The 19,349-nt window shown below is 69.3% G+C and carries 19 protein-coding genes and 3 pseudogenes; 13 read left to right on the plus strand and 9 right to left on the minus strand.

Translation table 11 applies throughout. The features are described from left to right. Positions 1–639 precede the first annotated feature (639 nt). Both ACZ5NW_RS37105 and ACZ5NW_RS37110 read right to left on the minus strand, forming a co-directional pair. Positions 640–1,200, minus strand: a complete 561-nt coding sequence (locus ACZ5NW_RS37105) for an N-acetyltransferase (RefSeq protein WP_468748464.1) — start codon at positions 1,198–1,200, stop codon at positions 640–642. Further along, positions 1,197–2,459, minus strand: a complete 1,263-nt coding sequence (locus tag ACZ5NW_RS37110) for a tetratricopeptide repeat protein (RefSeq protein WP_468748465.1) — start codon at positions 2,457–2,459, stop codon at positions 1,197–1,199. The genes ACZ5NW_RS37105 and ACZ5NW_RS37110 overlap by 4 nt, the downstream gene beginning before the upstream one ends. 188 nt (positions 2,460–2,647) lie before the next feature. On the opposite strand from ACZ5NW_RS37110, the gene ACZ5NW_RS37115 reads away from it, so the two are divergent. The 9 genes and pseudogenes from ACZ5NW_RS37115 to ACZ5NW_RS37155 all read left to right on the plus strand — a co-directional run bounded on the left by ACZ5NW_RS37115 (position 2,648) and on the right by ACZ5NW_RS37155 (position 7,494). Further along, positions 2,648–3,052 carry a recombinase family protein gene (locus ACZ5NW_RS37115; RefSeq protein ID WP_468748466.1) on the plus strand — a complete coding sequence of 135 codons (405 nt, stop codon included), beginning with the start codon at positions 2,648–2,650 and terminating at the stop codon, positions 3,050–3,052. Then, on the plus strand, positions 3,049–3,219 hold the full coding sequence (locus ACZ5NW_RS37120) for a hypothetical protein (RefSeq protein WP_468748467.1): 171 nt from the start codon (positions 3,049–3,051) through the stop codon (positions 3,217–3,219). Before ACZ5NW_RS37115 ends, ACZ5NW_RS37120 begins: the two co-directional genes overlap by 4 nt. A 119-nt stretch (positions 3,220–3,338) precedes the next feature. After that, entirely contained in the window at positions 3,339–3,950 is a 612-nt protein-coding gene (locus ACZ5NW_RS37125; RefSeq protein ID WP_468748468.1) for a hypothetical protein, read from the plus strand. A 59-nt stretch (positions 3,951–4,009) separates the two neighbouring features. Beyond that, positions 4,010–4,327 (plus strand): DUF6415 family natural product biosynthesis protein, encoded by a 318-nt coding sequence (locus ACZ5NW_RS37130; RefSeq protein WP_468748469.1) that lies wholly within the window; start codon positions 4,010–4,012, stop codon positions 4,325–4,327. Between the two features lie 157 nt (positions 4,328–4,484). Beyond that, complete coding sequence (locus ACZ5NW_RS37135; protein ID WP_468748470.1) at positions 4,485–5,456, plus strand: D-alanine--D-alanine ligase family protein; 972 nt, start codon at positions 4,485–4,487, stop codon at positions 5,454–5,456. A gap of 15 nt (positions 5,457–5,471) precedes the next feature. Beyond that, complete coding sequence (locus ACZ5NW_RS37140; RefSeq protein WP_468748471.1) at positions 5,472–6,089, plus strand: C39 family peptidase; 618 nt, start codon at positions 5,472–5,474, stop codon at positions 6,087–6,089. Further along, positions 6,082–6,441, plus strand: coding sequence for a glutamate ligase domain-containing protein (locus ACZ5NW_RS37145; protein ID WP_468748472.1), 360 nt, complete (start codon positions 6,082–6,084; stop codon positions 6,439–6,441). Before ACZ5NW_RS37140 ends, ACZ5NW_RS37145 begins: the two co-directional genes overlap by 8 nt. Positions 6,442–6,728: 287 nt before the next feature. Continuing rightward, positions 6,729–7,102 (plus strand): annotated as a pseudogene (locus ACZ5NW_RS37150) (transposase); the annotation flags it as partial. Positions 7,103–7,287: 185 nt separating this feature from the next. Next, on the plus strand, positions 7,288–7,494 hold the full coding sequence (locus ACZ5NW_RS37155) for a GNAT family N-acetyltransferase (protein WP_468748473.1): 207 nt from the start codon (positions 7,288–7,290) through the stop codon (positions 7,492–7,494). Between the two features lie 66 nt (positions 7,495–7,560). On the opposite strand, the pseudogene ACZ5NW_RS37160 reads toward ACZ5NW_RS37155, so the two are convergent. Then, a pseudogene (locus ACZ5NW_RS37160) lies at positions 7,561–7,692 on the minus strand (IS701 family transposase); the annotation flags it as partial. A gap of 172 nt (positions 7,693–7,864) precedes the next feature. On the opposite strand from ACZ5NW_RS37160, the gene ACZ5NW_RS37165 reads away from it, so the two are divergent. Continuing rightward, positions 7,865–11,155 carry a CHAT domain-containing protein gene (locus ACZ5NW_RS37165; protein WP_468748474.1) on the plus strand — a complete coding sequence of 1,097 codons (3,291 nt, stop codon included), beginning with the start codon at positions 7,865–7,867 and terminating at the stop codon, positions 11,153–11,155. 26 nt (positions 11,156–11,181) lie between these two features. On the opposite strand, the gene ACZ5NW_RS37170 is transcribed toward ACZ5NW_RS37165, so the two are convergent. The 4 genes from ACZ5NW_RS37170 to ACZ5NW_RS37185 form a co-directional block, all read right to left on the minus strand. After that, on the minus strand, positions 11,182–11,907 hold the full coding sequence (locus ACZ5NW_RS37170; RefSeq protein WP_468748475.1) for a hypothetical protein: 726 nt from the start codon (positions 11,905–11,907) through the stop codon (positions 11,182–11,184). After that, positions 11,904–12,245 carry a hypothetical protein gene (locus ACZ5NW_RS37175; protein ID WP_468748476.1) on the minus strand — a complete coding sequence of 114 codons (342 nt, stop codon included), beginning with the start codon at positions 12,243–12,245 and terminating at the stop codon, positions 11,904–11,906. Before ACZ5NW_RS37175 ends, ACZ5NW_RS37170 begins: the two co-directional genes overlap by 4 nt. Beyond that, complete coding sequence (locus tag ACZ5NW_RS37180) at positions 12,242–13,168, minus strand: conjugal transfer protein (RefSeq protein ID WP_468748477.1); 927 nt, start codon at positions 13,166–13,168, stop codon at positions 12,242–12,244. Before ACZ5NW_RS37180 ends, ACZ5NW_RS37175 begins: the two co-directional genes overlap by 4 nt. 850 nt (positions 13,169–14,018) lie before the next feature. Continuing rightward, complete coding sequence (locus tag ACZ5NW_RS37185) at positions 14,019–14,924, minus strand: LysR family transcriptional regulator (RefSeq protein WP_468748478.1); 906 nt, start codon at positions 14,922–14,924, stop codon at positions 14,019–14,021. Positions 14,925–15,062: 138 nt separating this feature from the next. Between ACZ5NW_RS37185 and ACZ5NW_RS37190 the strand changes: the two genes are divergently transcribed. Both ACZ5NW_RS37190 and ACZ5NW_RS37195 read left to right on the plus strand, forming a co-directional pair. Next, on the plus strand, positions 15,063–15,881 hold the full coding sequence (locus tag ACZ5NW_RS37190; protein ID WP_468748479.1) for a 3'(2'),5'-bisphosphate nucleotidase CysQ: 819 nt from the start codon (positions 15,063–15,065) through the stop codon (positions 15,879–15,881). A gap of 41 nt (positions 15,882–15,922) precedes the next feature. Beyond that, positions 15,923–16,384 (plus strand): annotated as a pseudogene (locus tag ACZ5NW_RS37195) (NADPH-dependent F420 reductase); the annotation flags it as partial. 82 nt (positions 16,385–16,466) lie between these two features. Here ACZ5NW_RS37195 and ACZ5NW_RS37200 read toward each other — a convergent pair. Beyond that, a complete protein-coding gene (locus ACZ5NW_RS37200; protein ID WP_468748480.1) occupies positions 16,467–16,730 on the minus strand; it encodes a hypothetical protein in 264 nt (87 codons plus the stop codon). A 29-nt stretch (positions 16,731–16,759) separates the two neighbouring features. Beyond that, the gene (locus ACZ5NW_RS37205) at positions 16,760–17,686 is read right to left on the minus strand and encodes a hypothetical protein (protein ID WP_468748481.1); all 927 of its coding nucleotides are present in this window, start codon (positions 17,684–17,686) and stop codon (positions 16,760–16,762) included. A gap of 1,442 nt (positions 17,687–19,128) precedes the next feature. On the opposite strand from ACZ5NW_RS37205, the gene ACZ5NW_RS37210 reads away from it, so the two are divergent. Beyond that, positions 19,129–19,347: a hypothetical protein gene (locus ACZ5NW_RS37210; protein WP_468748482.1), complete on the plus strand. Its 219-nt coding sequence runs from the start codon at positions 19,129–19,131 to the stop codon at positions 19,345–19,347. Positions 19,348–19,349 lie beyond the last annotated feature (2 nt).

Below are 19,349 nucleotides of genomic sequence, written 5' to 3' on the forward strand. Positions count from 1 at the left end.
CGATCAGCAACGAGTCGAGACTCCCGCCACAGCCGGAATCTCATGCCTGCCCAGCGGAATCCGCACACAGCATTCGGAAAGCGAACGGCCTCTAAGAGGTCCTAACAGAAGTTGTTGATCAAGTGCCCGCCGGATTGTCTGCTCGTTGGTCCCGTCGTGGGGAAGCGTCAGTCGCGGCCGTGGGCGCGTGCTTGGTGTGGTCGAGGGGTGGCGGGTCGGTGTCGGCGGCCGCGATGAGCGTGGCACCGGTCCAGACGAGGCGGCGGCCGCCGGGCGCGTATCCGCCCTCCCGGTCAGCCCGGGGAACCCGCCACTCAGCGCAAGACTTCATATCGAGCTGACGGGCAGGCCGAGGCGGTCGGCGAGGTCGGGGACGCGGTACAGCGCCTCGGGGTCGATGCGGTCGACGACGCGGGCGAGCGGGTGGTCCACGGGGCAGTCCTCTCCCATCGACGGGGGACACCCCCGCAGGCGCGGGGAACAGTGTTTGACCCTTGGCTATGGGCATCACGTCCCGGGTCCACTCCCGCGTCGGCGGGGAAGAGGTTCGACCCCACTATGGCAGACGGCGCCGACAACAAGGGGTCTGATCGGGCTCAGTTCGCCGGCGGCCTGTCGCTGTCGTCGCGAGGTGATCCGCTACTGGTGGAGTGGGTCGCGCAGCATGGTGGCGAAAACCGGCGAGTCGTCGAACGGCTGCTGGCTGCCGATCTGCTTGTAGCCCCAGGATTCGTACACGGCCTTGAGGCGGCCATCGGACAGGGCCGGGTTCACCAGCAGGGTGACACGGTGCTCCTCGCGTTGTGCCAGCAGCTCCTCGTGCAGTGCGCGGGCCGTTCCCTGGCCGTGAGCGCCTCGCCACGGACGGCGGACCAGGATCTCGTTCAGGGCGAGGGTTCGCTGTCCGTCTTCCTTCACGAAGTCGGCCGGGAGCGGCTCGCGCTCTGCGTTCCACCACGCGGTGTTCTCGCCGAGGGGTACCGCGAAGACGTACCCGACTGGTTCCTCTTCGTGGTACCCGATGACGGCCTCCCAGCCGGGGCGGGACGAGTACGCCGTCAACCGCTCGTCGAATCGGTCGCGGTGGTAAAAGGGGCGGTCCATCAACCCGAACTCTCCGCGTACTTCCACGTGGATGTCGAGGATGAGCTGGCGTACCTCAGATACGTCGCTGGTCCGTCGGTAGGTTGTGCCGTTCATGCAGCTGCCCTCCGGTGCTCAAGCCACGCGATGGTTTCAGCACTGCGTGGCGCCATGGCCGTGAGTCGGTTGGTGAAGGTGTTCAGGAGCATGTGAACGCGGCCGTGTCCGGCCATCCCTGCGGGGACTCTCTGGGCCGCGGCGACGGCCGGTTCGACGTCCCCCTGGCCGAGCTGGGCCAGGGCCAGATTGGCGTACGTCAGGGCGCGGTTTCGTTCGAGATCGGGTCGCAGGCCGGCGAGGCATCGGTGTGCGTGACGCTCGGCTTCATCCCACTTGCCGAGCCGGAGGTACGCGAAGGTGGCCAGGCTGTCCAGCTCGGCCTGGTCGTAGAAGCCCATCCACGGCGGCCGGTGCTTCGCTTGGTCGGCGCGGTCAAAGCTGGCCTGCGCCATGCCGATCGCCCGGAGGGCACTGTGGTCGTCCCCTATGTCGGCTTGGAAGGTCGCGAGCCGGGCGAGGGCGAGGGAGGAGTACAAGGGGTCGCTGCGGGTGACGGACGTGGCCCGGGCGGCTTCGCCGGCGGCTAGAGCATCGGCGGGGCGGCCGAGGTGCCGGTACATGATTCCGGCGTGGCCCCACACTCGGAAAAGCACGTGCCGGTTATTGGCCAGGCCGGCGAGTGTGACGGCCTGGTTGAGGTACGGTTCCGCCTCTTCAAGGCGGCGGCCGTCGATGGCGGCCCACATGGCGCTCGCCATGAACGCTGCGGCGACGCCGTATAGCTCGGATCGGATACGGGCGGACGTGGTGTGCGTGTTCTGCAGGTCCACGGTCTCCGTGGCGAGCGCGGCGGCATGGTTCTGGAGTTCCTGCGTCCCCCCGTACTTGTTGTCCATGCTGACGACAGCTGCCAACTTCGCATTCATCCGGTCCACGTCGGCTGATCCGAGTCGGCGCTGCGTAGTGGACGGTGCAGTCAGTGAGGCTCCAGCGGCGGTGGCCGCGGCGAGGAAGGTGCGGCGATACAAGGGGTCGTCCTCGGGTGTTGGGGAAGCTTCTGAGTTCCTACTCCCCCGGGGGACGAAGCCTAACTCTGCGGTTGGGAGACCCGTAACCCTCTCAAGCGCCGTTCTCAGCAAGGCGTTGGGCGACCGATGTTCGCCGGAAAGAAGTTTGTAGATGTGTCTCTCGTTGACTGACCCGTGATGGCCCGTCAGGTCGTTGATCGCCGTGTTGACCAGGGATGTTAGCTCCCTGATGAGCATTCCGTGCTGCTGCATCCATGACGCGAGCACCTCGTTCCGTGTCCCCGGCATGACAGAACGTTAGGGCTCGGGGTCAACACGAAGCGCAAACAGAAGGTCAAAACGGCAGGGGGGTCGCGCGCAACTCCCGGCCTATTCGGCATCCACATCAGCCCCGGTCCGGCGGTTATCTGAGCACACGTGAGCCAGCAGGCCGCGGCATTCCCCTACCACCATCCGAACATGCCAGGGGGCTTCCCATGAGTACTGCGCCACCACTGGCGTACATCTACGACCGCTGTACGACATCGAATACCGCGATGTCGGAGCTGCGCCTGCGCGCCTGCGGCGAATACGTCGAGGAACAGGGGTGGAGGTGGGGCGGATGGTTCGTGGACAACGGCGATGACGCGCTGACCGCCGACACCCGGCCGGCGTTCGACTCCCTCATCCGCACTATGGAGACGGCTCACGGCGTCGACCGCGTATGCCTCCTCGCCGACTGGGGGCGCCTGAGCCACGATGCCACGCACCGCCGGGCGTTCGCCCGCCGGGTGATGGGCGCCGGAGGCTGGCTGGCCACTGTGAGCGGCGAAGAGCTGCGACCCGGGGGACCCCTCAGCGCACACCTCAACGGCCGCCTCACCTGGGCCCCGATCGTATGAGGCTCCGGGACCCGTTATGCGGGCTGTGGGCGGCCGGCCACATCGCCGCCGTCACCCTCCTCGGTGTCACCGTCCACGACGAGTTCGGCGCGCACGACGCAACCATTCCCATGGCCGAGCCGGACAGGCCGCTGGAACAGCCCGACCCGCCTTCGGGCGACGCATAGACCGGCGCCGGCCGTGGACGTCCCCCGTCGCCTACGGCCGGCGCCTCCCCACCCCGCATCCCACCCCGTATCCCCGGGAAGAGAGCAATGCCCGACCCCTCGCCTTCAAGAACCAGCCCGTGCCGTACATCACCGCGTGGAGCACCGAGCACCTGGAGATGCCGCCGCTGGCCGCCACCTCGCGCGGCCTGGCGTTCGCCCGATACCTGCACATGGACGACCCTGGTGCGCTGTGGCGGCCGTGGTCGCTGAGCGAGGGCCAGGGCGCGCCGGAGCACGGGACGTTACACGGGCCGCGTCAGCGCCGAGCGATGCGCAGGTTCCTGTGCCAGGTGTGCGGGGGCCCGTCGGATGTGAACGGGCAGGGTCGCCTGTGGCTGCTGGAGGACCGCCGCGGTGTGCACCCCGACTGGCCCGAAGGGCAGATGACGTCGGATCCGCCGTCGTGCCTCCTCTGCGCGCCGGTCGCTGCTTGGCTGTTCCCGCATCTGAAGGACGGGGTCGTGGCTGTCTGGGTGGCGCAGCCTCTCATCGACGGCGTGTACGGGCAAATGTACGAGCGGGGCGTGCCCGATCCAGTCCCGACGGAGATGCAGGTCGTGCACATCACCGACCCGCGCCGACGGTGGATGGTCGGGGATCACCTGGTGGCCACGCTTGCCGGCTGTACGGTCGTCGACCTTGCCGAGCTCGGTCCGGACACATTCCCGGTGCGGGGGGCGGACGAATGACGCCGCTCGGGCCGCCGACCGGCGGCACATCCACCGAAGCCGGGTTCGACGCTGACCTGTTGCGTCGGACGTATGAGTCGGTGTTCAACGCCATGACAGAGCCGTCGCAGGAGGAGAGGGCGCACGCGGCCGAGGTGATGCGCGGCCAGGTGCGGCTGCTGCTGCCCGACGTCGAGCAGCGGAAGTCCGGGCTGCACCGGGCATCACGGGAGGCGGCCGAGTACGTGATAGCCCGCGCACGCCGCGCCCTGGACAACGACGCCGCTGCAGCGCGGGACGCCGGCGAGGTGTACGACCTGGCGCTCCTGTCCCGGGCACTCCTCGCCCTGCAGGGCCAGCCAGCGCTCGGCGGGGGAGGAAGGGCGTCCCCACGCTGACACACAAGCCATGGCCCAGCGAGAACGCCTTCCGACGGGCTGTCGGGCTCTGAGACTCCGGCGCGCGGGGGGGGGCACGCAATCGTGTCCCCCACGGCGAACGACCGCGGCGCCGGTCGCACCACCGGAACGTCACATCGCTTCAAGGGAGAATCGCGTGACAGCTACGACGGTGCCGGACGTGGCCACCTTACGGATCGGTGTCCTCTGCGGAGGTACCTCCCCCGAACGCCCCGGGTCAATCGCCTCGGGCGAGCACGCGGCCAAGGCACTGGCCGGGGCGGGCCTCAACACCGAACTGATCGACATCGCCGACACTCCGATCTCCGGCCTCCCCGGCCGTCTCGACGTCGCCCTCCTCGGCCTCCACGGCCTCGGCGGGGAGGACGGGAAGATCCAGGGTGCGCTGGAAACGGTCGGCATCCCCTACACCGGCTCCGGGGTTCTCACATCGGCGCTGGGCATGCACAAGCCCACCTTCAAGCAGCTACTCGTCACCGCGTGCATCGACACCCCCCGCTGGGTCGTCGTGCATCCCTCGATCACGGTCGAGGCAAACCTGTCCGTCGTCCGCAACACGATCGGCTACCCGGTATTCATCAAGCCGTCCTCGGGCGGCGGCAGCCTTGCCGCGGGCATCGCGCGCGACGAGGCGACACTGCGGCGCATGATCGAAGCGGCGCGGTCCAACCCGTACGCCGAGTACATGGTCGAGGAGTACGTGCGGGGTATCCCGTGCACCGTCGGCCTGGTCGAGGTCGACGGCGAACTGGTGACCCTCCCCGTTCACGACGTGGAGCCGAAGAACGACTTCTACGACTACGCGGCCAAACACGATCCGGCGCTTCGCGTCGAGCACTGTCCGTCGATTCTGCCCGAGCCCCTCACCCAGGGCATGCAGCACCTGGCCTTCCGCGTCTTCCATCTCATCGGCGCGCACGGCGTGCTCCGCGTCGACTTCATGGTCGGCGCCAACGGCCGTACGACGGTCCTGGAGTGCAACACCCTGCCCGGTCTGTCCGAGCGCGGGAACCTCGCCACCATGGCGCGGGCCGGCGGCATCGCGTACCCGATCCTGATGCAACATATCCTCAGGTCCGCGTACACCAAGCCGAGTTACCTTCCATAGGAAAGACTGGGACGCATGAGCGTCCCGATCCTCCATCCCGTCCCCTACTACTCACAGTGGGAGTCCGCGTCGCTGGTGGCGGAGTTCGTCACTGGTCGCGTCCACGCCGCCGATGATCCGCTGTGGCAGAAGTCCGGCGCCGACACCCCGCAGGAGTACGCATTCTGGGCCCCGCGCATGTGCGGGGTGGCGTGCCTGCGGATGGCGCTCGATTTCTGGCGGCACCCGGTGCCGGCCTCCGTTCCGCTCGTCAACGAACTCTGTGAGGCCGGCGCCTACGTCCGCGACGGGGACGCGGTGAAGGGTCTGATCTATCAGCCGTTCGCCGACCACGTCCGGGCCCGGTGGGGGCTGCACGCGGAGGCCGCCCCAGACCTGCCCGCCGACCGTATCCCCGAGATCGTCGCAGGGGGCCGCCTGGTACTGCTGTCCGTGCACAAGACGATCCGCACACCCGAGGTTGAGCCACCGTCCAAGGGCGGGCACCTAGTGCTCGCCGTTGGCGCAAGCGAGGAGAGCGTGATGTTGCACAACCCGTCCGGTCTGCCGGGCCTGTCGCAGGAAGCCGCGCAAGTGCCGTGGGAACGTCTCGATGCCTTCTACGCAGGGCGGGGAGTGATCCTCGGTGTCTGATGAGCTCGGACCGAAGAAGCCGGGAACGCGGCGGATCGCGGTGCTCGGGGAGATGCTCGAACTGGGTGACGAGGCGGCGCGGGCCCACTGGGACACCGGCCAGGAGGCGGGCAGGCTCGGCGTTGACATCGTGATCGCGGTGGGCGACGTTCTGGCCAAGCAGCTCGCCCTCGGTGCTGCCGACGCCGGCGTGGACACTGCAATCGTGAGGGACAACGACACCGCTACGACACTGCTGGAGAAGCTGCTGCAGCCCGGTGACGTGGTCATCATCAAGGGCTCGCGGGGAGGAATGCGCTGGCAGATTGCCCAGGCCCTCACCGGCAAGCCGATCACCGGCATCCTGAGCTGATGGGGCGGCAAGGACGCTGAAGACGGGGACGATGCGCCGTCGCGGTCGGAGGCGGTCATGGAGGCTCACCGTCCAGGTCGATGTCTTCCCAGGGGCCGCAGAATTGCGCGTCGGTGTCGTCCCACGTGCGGACGATTCGGCGACGTGCGCGGGCGCCGCAGCCGGGTTACTCAGTGAGGGCCCGGCGGGGGCGAGGGGACGGAGCGCGGTCTGCAGCAACTCCGCGCCGAGGGCGAGGGGCAGGCTGGCGGCGGCTAGAGCGTGTCTCCTTGATGGGTTGATCGGATGTGTCTCTCCGGTTAGTGATCACTGATGTGATGTGGGACCGGATCGAGCCGCTTATGCCGGCCGATCCGGTCCGTGGACGGCGGTGGGCTGACCACCGCCGGTCTCTGGAGGCCATCGCGTGGAAGTACCGCACCTGCTCACCCTGGCGGGACCTGCCCCACGAGCTCGGTGCGTTCCAGATCGCTCACAAACGCCTGATCTGGGTGGGCTGCTGACGGCACCTGGCGACGGATCTTCGCTGCCCTCCTCGCCCAGGCGGACGCTGCTGACGATGTGGGATGGGCCGTGTCGGTGGACTCCACTGTCTGCCGGGCTCACCAGCACGCGGCCGGGGCCAGGAAAGGGAGCACTCGACGAGACTGAACCCGCCGACGCCCGGTCCATCGCCTCCGCCACGGCGGAACCGCGAAGCGAGTACGCGCTCGCTGTCGTGGAGCGGGCCACAGGCCAGGTGATCGGGTTTGGTCGGATTGCGATGGACTCCCATCAGCAGTGTGCCGCCAACTTCGGCATTGCGCTGTCCCTGATGCCTGGGGTGTCGGCTATGGCCTTGAGACCGTGCGCCTCCTGCTGGGTCTTGGGTTCGAGGAAATTGGCCTGCACCGGATTTGGGGTGCACGCTCCCCGCTGACCGAGGCTTCGGCGAAGACAATGGCGGCGGCGGGCATGGTAGAGGAGGGCACTGTCCGAGGCCACATCGAGAAGTCTGGTCGATGGCGTGACTCGGTCGTGCACTCGATGCTTGATGAGGAATGGGAGCCCTAGTAGGACTGCGATAGGTCTGTCTTGATCTTGGTGTGTCCTGCGGCAGAGGTTGGTGGGCGGTGCACGGAAGACGTGGTCGGCGGTGACCAGGGTGGTGTGGTGGTGCCAGCCCGTCCAGGAGCGGCCTTCCAAGTGGTCCAGGTCCAGGCCGTGGTTGAGTTCGCGGTAGTCGTGCTCGATGCGCCAGTGGGTCCTTGACCGTGCCGATGGCCTTCTGCAGCCGGTCGCCGGCGTCCGCGCAGGCGTAGCGCGGGCGGGTCGAGTCGGGACGATCGCAACATTTCTGACGCTCCCTCACTCGGTCATGGCACGCGCTAAGTTGATGGGCGCCCACCGTGCGTGCACGGCGGCGAGAGGGGAAGGTCTGCCGATGCCCATGCTGATCGTTGTGTTGGTCGGGATGCTCTTGTCTGTTGTCGCCTGGCTCTACTGGGCGGGGCGCGTCGTGGTGCCTGCCGACCACATCGGCATCGTGACCAGACGCTTTGGCCGGACGCCCTCCGCCCACGAGTTCAGCGAGAAGGATCCGGTGGCCGGCGGGAGCCGAGTGCTCGTCCGCACCCTGCCCTCAGGAGAACACCGCTGGCTGTTACCGGTGACCCGCTCGGTGGAGTTCGTGCCCCGAGTACGCGTGCCGGTCGGCATGATCGGCCTGGTCCGGGCGGAGGCGGGTGCCGCTATGCCTCCCGGCCAGGGATTGGGCCGGCATGTGGAGTGCGACAGCTTCCAGGACGGCCAGGCGTTTCTCGCGGGCGGCGGCCGGCGGGGCCGGCAGGTGTCCGTTCTCGCCGGGGGCCGGTCGTATGACATCAACACGCGGCTCTTCAGGGTCGAGTTGGTGCCGCGCACCCATGTTCCCGCGGGTACGGTCGGGCTGGTCCGGGCGAAGGAGGGTGCTGAAAGGCGTCCCGACCGGAAGTTCGGCCAGCATGTGGAGTGCGACAGCTTTCAGGACGGCCAGGCGTTCCTTGCGGGCGGCGGCCAGCAGGGCCGACAGCTCGCCGTTCTCGAGGGCGGGGCGGACTACGACATCAACCCCTGGCTGTTCGAGGTCATCACCGTCGACAACGTGCAGGCAACGCGGGAAGGGCTGACCGAGGCTCACCTGCGGGAGATCATCCTTGAGGACGGCCAGACCGGAGTGGTCGTCACCTTGGACGGGGCCGAGCCCCCCGAGGGCATCGCCGAAACTGTCGCTCCGCGGGTAGACGGGCATCGCGGCTTCCGACTTCCCTGGGTGTTCCTGGAGAACGGCGGCTGCCGGGGCGTGCAGGAGGAGACGCTGGACGGAGGCACCGTCTACGCGCTCAACCCTTGGTTCGTCCGCGTGATCGTGATCCCCACCCGGGCGCTGGTTCTCCGATGGCGTACCAAAGCGGCGTCCGAGACGGACAACTACGACGCGGACCTCGGACAGATCACGGTCGACGTCGAGGGCGTCGGCCTACGTGTGGACCTCCAGCAACTGCTGCGCATCCCGCCGAGCGCCGCACCGAAGTTGGTGAGCCGTTTCGGTGGCGCGAGCACGACCGGCTTCGGCGGCATCGTCCACGACCCCACGCCGATCAAGCGGTTCGTCCGGGACGTCCTCGGCGCTACTGTCAGCGGCTACTTCGACGGGACCACCGCGAGCAGTTCGCTGCTTGAGTTCCTCGGCGCCCATGACCGCGTCCATGAGGACCTTGCCGACCGCATCAGGCGCGCCCTGGAGACCTGGGGAGTGGAGCCGCTGGACACCGCTCTCGGGGGGTTCGTTCCCACGAGTCCGGCTCGTTTCGAGGCCATCAGGGCGAAGTTCGTCACGGGGAGCCAGGACGCACAGCACCGTGAACTGATCGAGAACGCCCAGTTGGACGATCTCATCGCCGCCTACCAGGAGCGCGCCGAATCCCGCAGCACCCAACTCGAACTCCAGGCGGAAGTGGAAGCGCTGGGTAGGGACAACGTGACGATGATTCGCGTCCTGCGCGAATTCGCCGGCCTCGACGTTCCTCAGCACATCAGCGGTGGCGACATGCTCGCCTACCTTCGTTCGCTGTCGATGTCCGCGACGCGGGACGTACTCGCGCGACTGAGGGAACTGCGCGAGGGCGGGCCGGCCGCCATCTCAAGTACGTTACGGCCGGGCCCCGGCCCACCCCCTGCCGCCCACGGCCGCGCCGAATTCGCCACTCCGCCGCCTGGACATCCCACCGGCGCGCCGGGCACTGAACCAGTCACGCCGCACCACTTGACGGCCGAACTGGCCGAGCAGGCGTCGCCGGGCCGTGAAGTGCCGCTGCAGGTGCAGGTCACGCGAGGCCCCGGCGATGTGGCTACGGGAATGGTGCTGCTTGCATTCCACGTACCAACCGAGGGCGTTCGACTGATGATCACGGTACACGCACCGGGGCTCCTGGCGCTCGGCGATCTCCAACAGGAGCTGACCGTGATGCCCGGACGAGACTCGGACGTCCTGCGCTTCGGGCTGAAGACGATGGCTCCCGGGCTGCACACGGTGACGGTGCGGGCCTTCCGCGGCGGCACCTTCCTCGGTGAGTTGCGCGCACAGATCTCCGTGCAGACGGGAATCCCGGCCCGGGACGGTCCCACCCGCAGCAGTCCCTTGACGACCCTGGCCTTCGACCCGGGCGAAGTGACCCTGCAGGTCCTGAAGGGCCAGGACGGCACCCACAGTTTCCAACTGCTCGGCGAGACCACCTATGCCCCCGAGTCGTTTCGCCTGATGGCCGGTGACACTCATACCGCTCGGGAACTGATCTATGACGAGCTGCGACACACCGCTGCGGCGGCAGGGCCCGGCACCGCAGGTGACCACGGGCAGGCTCGTCGACGGCTCCGCAATCTCGGGGTGCAATTGTGGGCGAGCGCGGTACCCGATGCCGTCCGTCGGCAGTTCTGGGAAGAGGCGGATCGCATCACGGCATTCACCGTGCTCGGCGAACACGACGCGGTGCCATGGGAGTTGCTGTACCCTCGCGACCGCGACCACGAAGGGGACGGTTTCCTGGCCGAATGGCTCCCGGTCGTACGCCGCGTCTTCGGCCAGGAACGGGTACGCGATCTGACCATGCGGCGCGCCGCGTTCGTGGTGCCCCCGGGTTCGCCGCCGGAGGCAGCCCGCGAAGTGGAAGCCCTCCGCGCCAGTTTGGGGAGCGCCGTGGTCGACCTCGGCACGCTGACACACGGCAGCCGGGTGAGCGACCTCATCGACGCGGGAGACATCGGCCTGCTGCACTTCGCCTGCCACAACGCCTTCACCGGCGCCGGCTCGCACGTCACCATGGCCGACGGGCCGTTCGATCCCATCGACCTTGCCTACGCCACCCAGTCCGGCGCCCTGCGGGACACTCACCCCCTGGTCTTCTTCAACGCCTGCCGCAGCGCCGGCGAGATCGACTGGTTCGCAACCAGCCTGGGATGGGCGCCGCAGTTCCTGCGCGCGGGGGCCGCAGCGTTCATCGGCACGCTGTGGCCGGTGCGCTCGGATTCGGCCCTCACCTTCGCCGACACCTTCTACCACCACCTGCTCACCCACGGGACGACCCTCGGCCAGGCCTCCCTGCACGCGCGGCAGGCCATCCGGGACCACGGCGGCGACCCCACCTGGCTGGCCTACGCGGTGTACGGCAGCCCGGCAGCGCGGGCTGCTCGGTCGTAGGAACGGGGCGGATCGCGGTCCAGGTGTCATGCCGTCCGCGTATCCTGCTGGCTGCCCGTCCGCTCCCCGCAGTCGATCGTGGTGGGGCGACGGAGGGCGAGCAGCTGCTGCCCACCCGGCACGGGACGTACCGGCATTGCGGGGGCGGCCGTCTGCGTGTGGTGGCGTGTGGAGGAGCGGTCCGTGGCCAGGCTCGGATGCGGCGCGCGGGAGGCAGGCTGCCCACCCGGTATGGGACGTATCGGCATTGCGGATGCGGCCGTCTGCGTGTGGTGGCGTGTGGAGGAGCGGCCTGCGGCAGGGCTGGGATGTGGCGTCTGGGGAGTTGGCTGCTGATCCGGATGAGACGGTGTGGGTGCCGTGGCGAGCGGGGGAGTGTCTTCGATGGTGAAGCCGCCGAGGAGGGGGTGGGGCCTGTGGTCGCGGGCGGCCCGGCCGCTGATGCGTCCTGTGTGGGGCTGCCGTGCCAGCTGCACCCAGCCCAGCGCGGCCTGGATTGGGGCACGACCGCGGATTTTGGGTTGCCGGACGGTCCAGATCGTCGCGAGCCAGGCGGTGAGGGGGATGGGTCCCATCCAGGACCACCAGTGGATGGTTTTGATGAGGAGGAAGCCGCCGGTGACGGCGATGGCGATCTGGGCGGGGGTGTAGGGGCCGAGGGGGATTTTCCAGTCGGCGATTTTGCCGAGTACCCAGGGGTGGCGTCGGGCGGTGGTGTAGTAGCGGCTCACCCGGCCGGTGGCCGCGGTCACAGCTGGCCTCCGGCGCTGGGTGAGTGGTCGCGGGAGGCCGGGAGTTCGGACTGGACCATGCCGGGGGTGGCGGGTGTGCTGTTGGAGGGGTGTTTGACCTCGTCTTCGAACATGTTGGCGAGGCTGTCGCGGGAGTTGTAGAGGCCGAGGGCGATGACCATCAGCAGCAGGGCGCCGATCCCGGCTTTGAGGGAGAATCTTTGGATCATGATGATGACGACGAGGACGAGGAGACCGGCCTGAAGTCCTTTGGTTGCCCAGTTCTGGAACATGGTGATCCAGGAGTTGCCGAGGTCGTCGAGCTGTCCGGCGAGGATCAGGTGGTGTGTGGTGTTCACCGCGCACCGCCGTCCTGATCGGTTCCGGTCTGAAGTGCCGTGACTTCCCACCGGCGTGAGCGCGCCGTCAGCGCGAGCTCGTACTCCAGCGGCCACCGGCCGGTGGCGTCCCGGGCCTCCACCCGGACGAGGACGCGTACTTTCGTGCCGTCGGCGGGCGCCTGCTCGGTCGCGGCGGCCGAGTCGGCTGACACCTGTCCGACGGAGACCGTTGTGTATGGGGCGGGGGAGAGGAGCGGCAGTGTCTCGCCGGGGGCGAGGTAGCGGTCGGCCTGTCCGGTGCCGGTGAGGTAGGCGGTGAGGAACTCTCCGACGGCGGAGGACAGTTCACCTTCGGGGACGCTCACGCCGTACGGCGACTTCGCCATCGCGGCCCGGGGCGGGCCGGCCACGACGCCGGGCGCACCGGTCACCGCGAACGAGCCGCCCGCGCCGCTGGCGGCCACCGGCACGGTGTAGTAGCGCAACCGTCCGTCGGCGTATTGCGCGGCCACCGTCACCGACCACGCGCCTTCGGAGCGGTGCGCACTGCGTACCGCTGTCACGGACTGCGGCGCAGGCTGCGCACCGGCGGCCGGGTCCGGTAATTCGACGTCGGGTGCGAGGGAGTGCGCAAGCCGTGCCTGCGCACTTGTCGCGTCGTCCGTGCTGCTGCGCAGCCACGCGCTGAGGAACAGCTGCGCGTAGCCGCCCGGGTCGGCGGCCGGCGTGGTGCGCACGGCGGTGGGTTTGGCGGGGGCGGCCGCCTGTACGGGGGTGGGGGTGGAGGCGACGGCGACGCACAGGGCGATCGGGCCGGCCGCGATGACCGTCCAGAGCGCCAGACGCGCAAGGCGTACGCGGCGCCGCATCGCCTGCAGCCGGACGCCGGCCGCCGTCGGAGCCGCGGCCTCGCTCTGCGCGGCCTGCTGGGCAGGGGACATGGTCAGACTCCCGGGTCAGAACGGTGGTTGCTGACCTTGAGGAAACCCGCCGGCCCCGACCCGACCACCGACCACGAACCCCCGACCACGGTCACGAAGGGGACACGAAGCCTGTGGTCGGGGTCGTGGCCGGCCCGACCACGGGCCCCACCATGGGGCAGCCGGGAGCCGGCGACAGGCCCTAACGTCCGCGCTGGTTCCCGGCCGGCGACCGCTGTGCGGTCACCTGCCGCCCGGCCACAGAGCCCGGCCACAGAGCCCGGCCACCGGGTGCGCGTGCGGAAGCCGGCGGGGCCGCGACAGACACCTGCGCAGTGCGCCGGAGGGACCTGCGCAAGAGAAGATCAGGAGACTGGGGGCGACTGCGCAGCGGCCCCAGCACAACTCGGCTGCGCAGGATCCCCAGGCTGGTTGCGCAGCCCGATTGCGCAACGCCCGTCCAGGGCTGCGCAGTTGGCTGTGCCATCACTGAGCGCCCGGGCTGAAGGCGCTGTGGTCGGCCACTGGTGGAGTGTCGGTATTCGAGAGTTGCAGTATTCGCCCGCAGGATGAGCAGCCCCGCCCGGTCCGGTCACGTCGGCGGTGACTCGGCGTACAGCTCTCCCCGCGACAGGCGCTGTCTGCGAAGACCGGATCAAGCACACGATCCCGGGTGTGAGTAGTTGAGGTACAGGAATCACAGTGAGATTGATCTACACACCGGCGATCCGCGATGGTGAGCCGCAGGCGTCGGTCTGGCCGCCTCCACGGCCCGTACCCGCACGGACAAGCCGGTGCTGACGTTCAAGCAGATCGCGGGTGTGGTCGAGTGGACCGTGGACGTACGGGTGAAGCGGCCGGACGGCGCCGGCTACGACGCTCCGCGCATGGCCAGCGCGGTTCGCGCCAGCCCGCGCAGCCAGGCGTGGGCGTGGTCGGTGTCGTAGCGCTGATGCCATGACAGGTATATCGGTGCCGACGGCAGTTCGAGCGGGAGGGGGAGCACGACCAGGCCGAGGTCGGCGACCGCTGACCGCGTGGTGGCTTCGGGGACGCTGACCAGGATGTCGGAGCCGCGCGCGAACTCCAGCGCGGCCGCTTCCGTGGGCGCGGTCGCCACCACGCGGCGGGTGAGGCCGAGCCGCGCGAGGGCGTCGTCGAGGGCATTGCTGAGGTTTCCACGTCGCGAGACGGTGACGTGCTCAGCGGCGGCGTACCGCTTGGCGGTGACGGCGCTGACGCGGGTGAGGGGGTGCCCCTGCCTCACGACGATGACGAGGCGGGTCTCGCCCACGTTCTCGGCGCGGATGTCCGGTGCGCTCGGGAGGTTGGCGTTCGCCTCCAGGTCGACCTCGCCGCGCCGCAACTCGGGGGTGTCGATGCTCGATTCCGCGACGAAGCGCAGTCGCACGCCCGGCGCCTGTGCGCGCACGGCCGCGAGCAGTGCGGGGCCGCTCAAGGCGACCAGGGAATCATGCCAGCGGAGTGTGAAAGTGCGCTCAAGCGTTGCCAGATCGAGTTCACGACTCGGTGCCAGCACCCCCTGGACCTGCTGCAGCAGCTCATGCACCTGTTCCCGGACGGCGATCGCATACGGCGTCGGGGTCATCGTGCGACCGGTGCGCACCAGGATCTGATCCCCGGTCGTGCGCCGAATCCGGCCCAGACTCCGGCTCATCGCGGGGGCGGTGACATGCAGGCGCGCCGCCGCCCCGGCCACACTGCCCTCCTCCAGCAGCGCGTCGAGGGCGGCGAGCAGGTTCAAATCCAATTGCATATGAGTAATCCTAGCCGTGCTTAGCATGCATTTGAAGTTAATGACGGGGCTCTATACCTTCGAGAGCAGAGCGCAAGACGGAACGCACAGCTCGATCCGACCGGCCTCAACACCCCTCTCTCACACGGGAGTACCGCCATGTCCGAAACGCTTCAGACCACTGACGTCGCCGTCTCCGACGCCGACCTGCTCGACCAGACCGCGATCGCCGTGCGTGAGGCGGGTTCGGCGCTGCGCGAGCGCTTCGGCGAGGTGGTCCGCTACCAGACCCGCGAAGAGCTGATGCGCGCGCTCGCCGTCAACGACGACGCTGCCCTCGATATCCTGCGCCCCCGCCTCACGCGCCTGCGCCCGGACGCCGGCTGGGTGGAGGACGAACTGGACGGCGGGGCGCTGCCGCCCGGCGAATGGTGGGTCGTGGATCCGGCCGAAGGCAACGTCAACCACCTGCACGCCCTGCCGGAGTGGGCGGTGACCGCCACCCTCGTGCGGGACAACCAGCCGGTGCTCACCGCGGTCCACCTGCCGTTGACCGGCGAGACCTATACCGCGCTCGCCGGTGCGGGCGCCCACCTCGACGGCCGGCCGCTGCACGTCTCCCGGACCGCGGACCTCGGCCTGGGCATCGTGGCCACCAGCCAGGCACGGCCGGACGAGGACGAGAAGGTCGTGCGGCGCGTCGGCTCCTCGATCAGCGCGATGCTCTTCGACGCGCTCGTCGTGCGCGCCGCCGTGCCCGCGACCCTGCACCTGCTGAACGTGGCCGCCGGCCGGATCGACGCCTTCTGGCAGTTCGCCGGTGCCCGCGCGGACCTGCTGCCCGGGGCGCTGCTCGTCACCGAGGCCGGCGGACGGATCTCCGATGCCGAGGGCCGCCCGTGGACCCCGCAAAGCGAGAGCTTCCTGGCTGCCGCGCCCGGCGTCCACGCCGAGGCAGTATCCACGCTCTCGCGCTGACCGCGCACCACACCCTGCACGTACGGAAGGACCAGATCATCATGACCACGATCGCTGTTCTCGGAAACGGCCGCGTCGGCGGCAACCTGGCCACAGCCCTCGCCCGGGCAGGGCATGAGGTGACCGTGGCGGACCGCACGCCGGGCGTCGCCGCCGACGCCGCCCGCACAGCCCGGATCGTCATCAACGCCACCCCGGGTGCCGGCTCGCTGGAGACGCTCGTCGCCCTGCGCGAGGAACTGCGCGACAAGATCCTCGTCGACGTCTCCAACGCCACCACCGACGGACCGGACGGACTGCCCGCCGACCTGGTCTACCCCGGCTCGAGCCTGGCCGAGCAACTCCAGGAAGCGCTCCCCGAAACGCGCGTCGTCAAGACACTCAACACCATGCTCTTCCCGGTGATGACCTCGCCTGCCACGCTCGACCAGACTCCGACCGCGTTCCTCTCCGGCGAGGACCCGCAGGCCAAGCAGACCGTCCGCGAACTGCTCACCGACCTCGTCGCGGGCGGTCCTTCGGGGGGTTGAACATCGGCACGAAACGCTCTCCGACCCCGCCCCTTCTGTTTTCCCGCAAAGGCAGTTACAGCGCGGGCAGGGGGTCGGTGGGGTCGTCGACTCCGATGAGGAGTACGTGGTGTCCGACGGCCTGTGCGGTGCCGTCGGTGACTTTCTCGATGTCGAGGCGTAGCCGGATGCGTGCGGCGCCTTCGCCGTTGGCCGCGAGGTCGTGTTCCAGCTTGTCGTCGAGGCGGTCCAGGGCGGCCTCGGCCGCGGCGTAGTCGGCCAGATCCCAGGCGAGGAGCTGGCGGGTGGTGGTGTCGCGGAGCTGATAGCTGGGCACCATGGCTCGTCCTTCGGCTGGTGGGCGGGAGATCAGGCGGTGGGGCCGGCGGGGTTGCGTGCCGCTTTCACCGCGCGCTCCCAGACGTCGCGGCTGCCGCCGTGCTCGCGGGCGAGGGCGGCGGCAAGCCCGCGGACGTCGCCGCGCTCGCGCAGGGCGGTCAGAGCGATGGCCGCCCGCCGGTCGGCTTCCGAGGGAGGCGGCGCGGCCGCCGGGCGGTGCTTGAGGGCGTTGCGTACGGCGTACTCCCAGGCCCGCTGCGGCCCGCCGTACTGCACGCTGAGCTCGGCGGCCAGCCCCGGGTGGTAGCCGTCGCGCTCGATGCGCTCGGCGGCGAACTGCTCGGCGAGCTGCGTGGCCGTGAGCGGCTCACCGTCAGCGCGGGCGCTCAGCTCGGCCGCGAGGACCTCCTCGAGGGCGGAGGGCCGGCCGACGGCCGCGCCGGGCTGCGGCCCGGGACGGCGGCCGGCCTTGCCGAGCCTGTCCCCGGTGCGCTTCTTGTCGAAGTCCTGCAGGTCGCCGATGCGGAAGGCCTGGATCATGCGGCCGGTCGGCCCCTCGACCTCGCCGACGGAGTCCGGGAAGTAGCCGGGGTTGGCCTGCTGGTACTTGCGGATCACCGAGGCGCCGCTGAAGTTCAGCAGCTCGGCTGCCTTGTTGATGGAGACGACGGTCTCCGGGTCGAGCTCGTACAGCTCGGGGTCGGCCTTGAGGACCTTGCTCGCCTTCTCCTGCTGGAACCAGGTGTAGAAGTCGCGGAACTGCTGCTCGTCGTAGAAGTCCGCGCCGTCGATGCGCTCCTTGTCCGGGTGGCGGTGCTCCTCGGGCTGCTCGAGGCGGATCTTGTACCAGCGAGCCGCGGTCCCGACGCTGGCGCCGGTGAACTCGCGGATCCAGTCGCGGTTGACCACGGCGCGGCCGCCGACGAGGCGGCGCTGCGGGTTCAGGGCCTTGGCCATTGCACTCTCCGGTTCTGGCTGCGGCCCTATACTGAGGGCCTGCTCCTCTTTGTTCCTTCGGTGCTCACGCGCCGGCGGGCGAGTCGAGTTGGTGAAGGTGGTCGGCGGGACGTTCGGCCGGGGTTGCCGCTCCGGGTCGACACCCCTTGAGGGGTGCCTTCCGCCGCCCACCACTTTTGCCGCTAGTTCCGCGTAATCAATATGACGCTCTTTTTGGGTGGCTGTCAATCTCGCCGGCATCCAGAGCGCGTCATGGCCGGCTGCCACGCTGCGGCCCCCTTCTTCTCGATGTGCGGCACTGCTTGCTTTGGACGTGGCACGGGGCGGTGACCATCAGTTCTTCCACCGTCGGGCGGATCCTGCCCGCGGCGCCGCATCCGCGTCCGCACCCGCCCGCAGCGCTCGTCGGCCTCGCCGGGACGCCGTGCCGCTCCGGGACGGTGTGCAGCCGTTGGTCCGGAGCGGATGCCCGGCTCACGTCGGCCTGCTCCACCGGGCGCGGTGCCCGGCCGCGCCCGGCTCGGATCCGCTTTCGCGGCGGGAGGACTTCGATTCGGCCATCGCCGGCCGGTGAAACGGGAGGTCATCGCCCTGTCGGTGCCGGGCGGCCCCAGGACGATCACGTTCTCCTTCCCGGGCGACGGAGTCCGGCGTCCCCGGATGGGCACTGGACGGTGCCGGACTGCAGCATCAGGGGGGACCTGCTGCAGCATGAGTGCTGCGGAATGCGCCGTCGGCCGGGAACTGGCCTCGTCACTGATGCCGGCTCCGAACTGATCTGTCTGACCGAGGCGTTGAAGGCCCCGGCTCTGCGGGACGCTTCCGCCCGGATCGCCGGGCGGGCCTGCGACGAGGGCTGGAGCCGCGAGGAGTATCTCGCCGCCTGCCTGCAGCGGAACGTCGCCGCACGATTCACGCGCCGCCGAGGGCCGCGATACCGCTGCCGAGCGCCAGGCCGACACTCGCTGGGGGTGTTGAGGGCGGTGGCAGGGCCGCGCCAACGGCCCTGCCGGGTGGTGCGCGTCCGGACCGTCGAGTTCCGTTCGCAGGGGCACCGCATTGTTCGCGGTTGTGTTCCCATCCTGATTATGTGCCCGGACCTCTTTCTTTAGGGGGTGCGATTCTTCGCGATGGCCGAACGGTGGCGGAATGCCTTGCATGTGCGCGCCGACCTGCAAGGACGGGCTCGCTGGTGATTTCTTCAGTTCCGCGCGGGCGCAGCCGGGGTATTTTCAGCCTGTAGCACATATCCAGCTAAAAGGTGCTCATGCCCTCATGTTGGCGGGCTGGTTGCTGGTTCGGTGACAGGGCAAGGTGAAGGTCTGCCCGCCGCTCGTGCTCATGGCGGCGAAGCGTCCGCAGCGCCAACTGCGGGCCGTACCGGCAGAGAGATGTGCGCAAGCACGTTCGGACCGTCGACCCGTTCCTTCCAGGAGGCGCTCATGTTGCAGCCCCAGGAGTCCTACCGCACCGGCTGGTGGACCCCGGTACTCCCTGTCCGTATCGTCGTGGTGATCGTGGTGGCCGTGGCCACCGTGCTGATGACCCGTCATGGTTACGACCCGAACACCGCGTTGGTCCTCATCGTTCTGGTTGTCACCACCGCGCTGGACCTGGCCCAGCGGGTCACCGTCCTGCTGAAGCCCGCACGCGGCCGGTAGGA

It is taken from the genome of Streptomyces sp. NPDC032126, assembly GCF_055580085.1.

Excerpts from the sequence above, each read along its gene's own strand:
- ACZ5NW_RS37115 (WP_468748466.1), top strand. The coding sequence starts at position 2,648 with ATGAGTACTGCGCCACCACTGGCGTACATCTACGACCGCTGTACGACA.
- ACZ5NW_RS37200 (WP_468748480.1), bottom strand. The coding sequence starts at position 16,730 with ATGGTGCCCAGCTATCAGCTCCGCGACACCACCACCCGCCAGCTCCTC.
- ACZ5NW_RS37140 (WP_468748471.1), top strand. The coding sequence starts at position 5,472 with ATGAGCGTCCCGATCCTCCATCCCGTCCCCTACTACTCACAGTGGGAG.
- ACZ5NW_RS37110 (WP_468748465.1), bottom strand. The coding sequence starts at position 2,459 with ATGCCGGGGACACGGAACGAGGTGCTCGCGTCATGGATGCAGCAGCAC.
- ACZ5NW_RS37210 (WP_468748482.1), top strand. The coding sequence starts at position 19,129 with ATGTTGCAGCCCCAGGAGTCCTACCGCACCGGCTGGTGGACCCCGGTA.
- ACZ5NW_RS37105 (WP_468748464.1), bottom strand. The coding sequence starts at position 1,200 with ATGAACGGCACAACCTACCGACGGACCAGCGACGTATCTGAGGTACGC.
- ACZ5NW_RS37120 (WP_468748467.1), top strand. The coding sequence starts at position 3,049 with ATGAGGCTCCGGGACCCGTTATGCGGGCTGTGGGCGGCCGGCCACATC.
- ACZ5NW_RS37185 (WP_468748478.1), bottom strand. The coding sequence starts at position 14,924 with ATGCAATTGGATTTGAACCTGCTCGCCGCCCTCGACGCGCTGCTGGAG.
- ACZ5NW_RS37165 (WP_468748474.1), top strand. The coding sequence starts at position 7,865 with ATGCCCATGCTGATCGTTGTGTTGGTCGGGATGCTCTTGTCTGTTGTC.
- ACZ5NW_RS37180 (WP_468748477.1), bottom strand. The coding sequence starts at position 13,168 with ATGTCCCCTGCCCAGCAGGCCGCGCAGAGCGAGGCCGCGGCTCCGACG.
- ACZ5NW_RS37205 (WP_468748481.1), bottom strand. The coding sequence starts at position 17,686 with ATGGCCAAGGCCCTGAACCCGCAGCGCCGCCTCGTCGGCGGCCGCGCC.
- ACZ5NW_RS37190 (WP_468748479.1), top strand. The coding sequence starts at position 15,063 with ATGTCCGAAACGCTTCAGACCACTGACGTCGCCGTCTCCGACGCCGAC.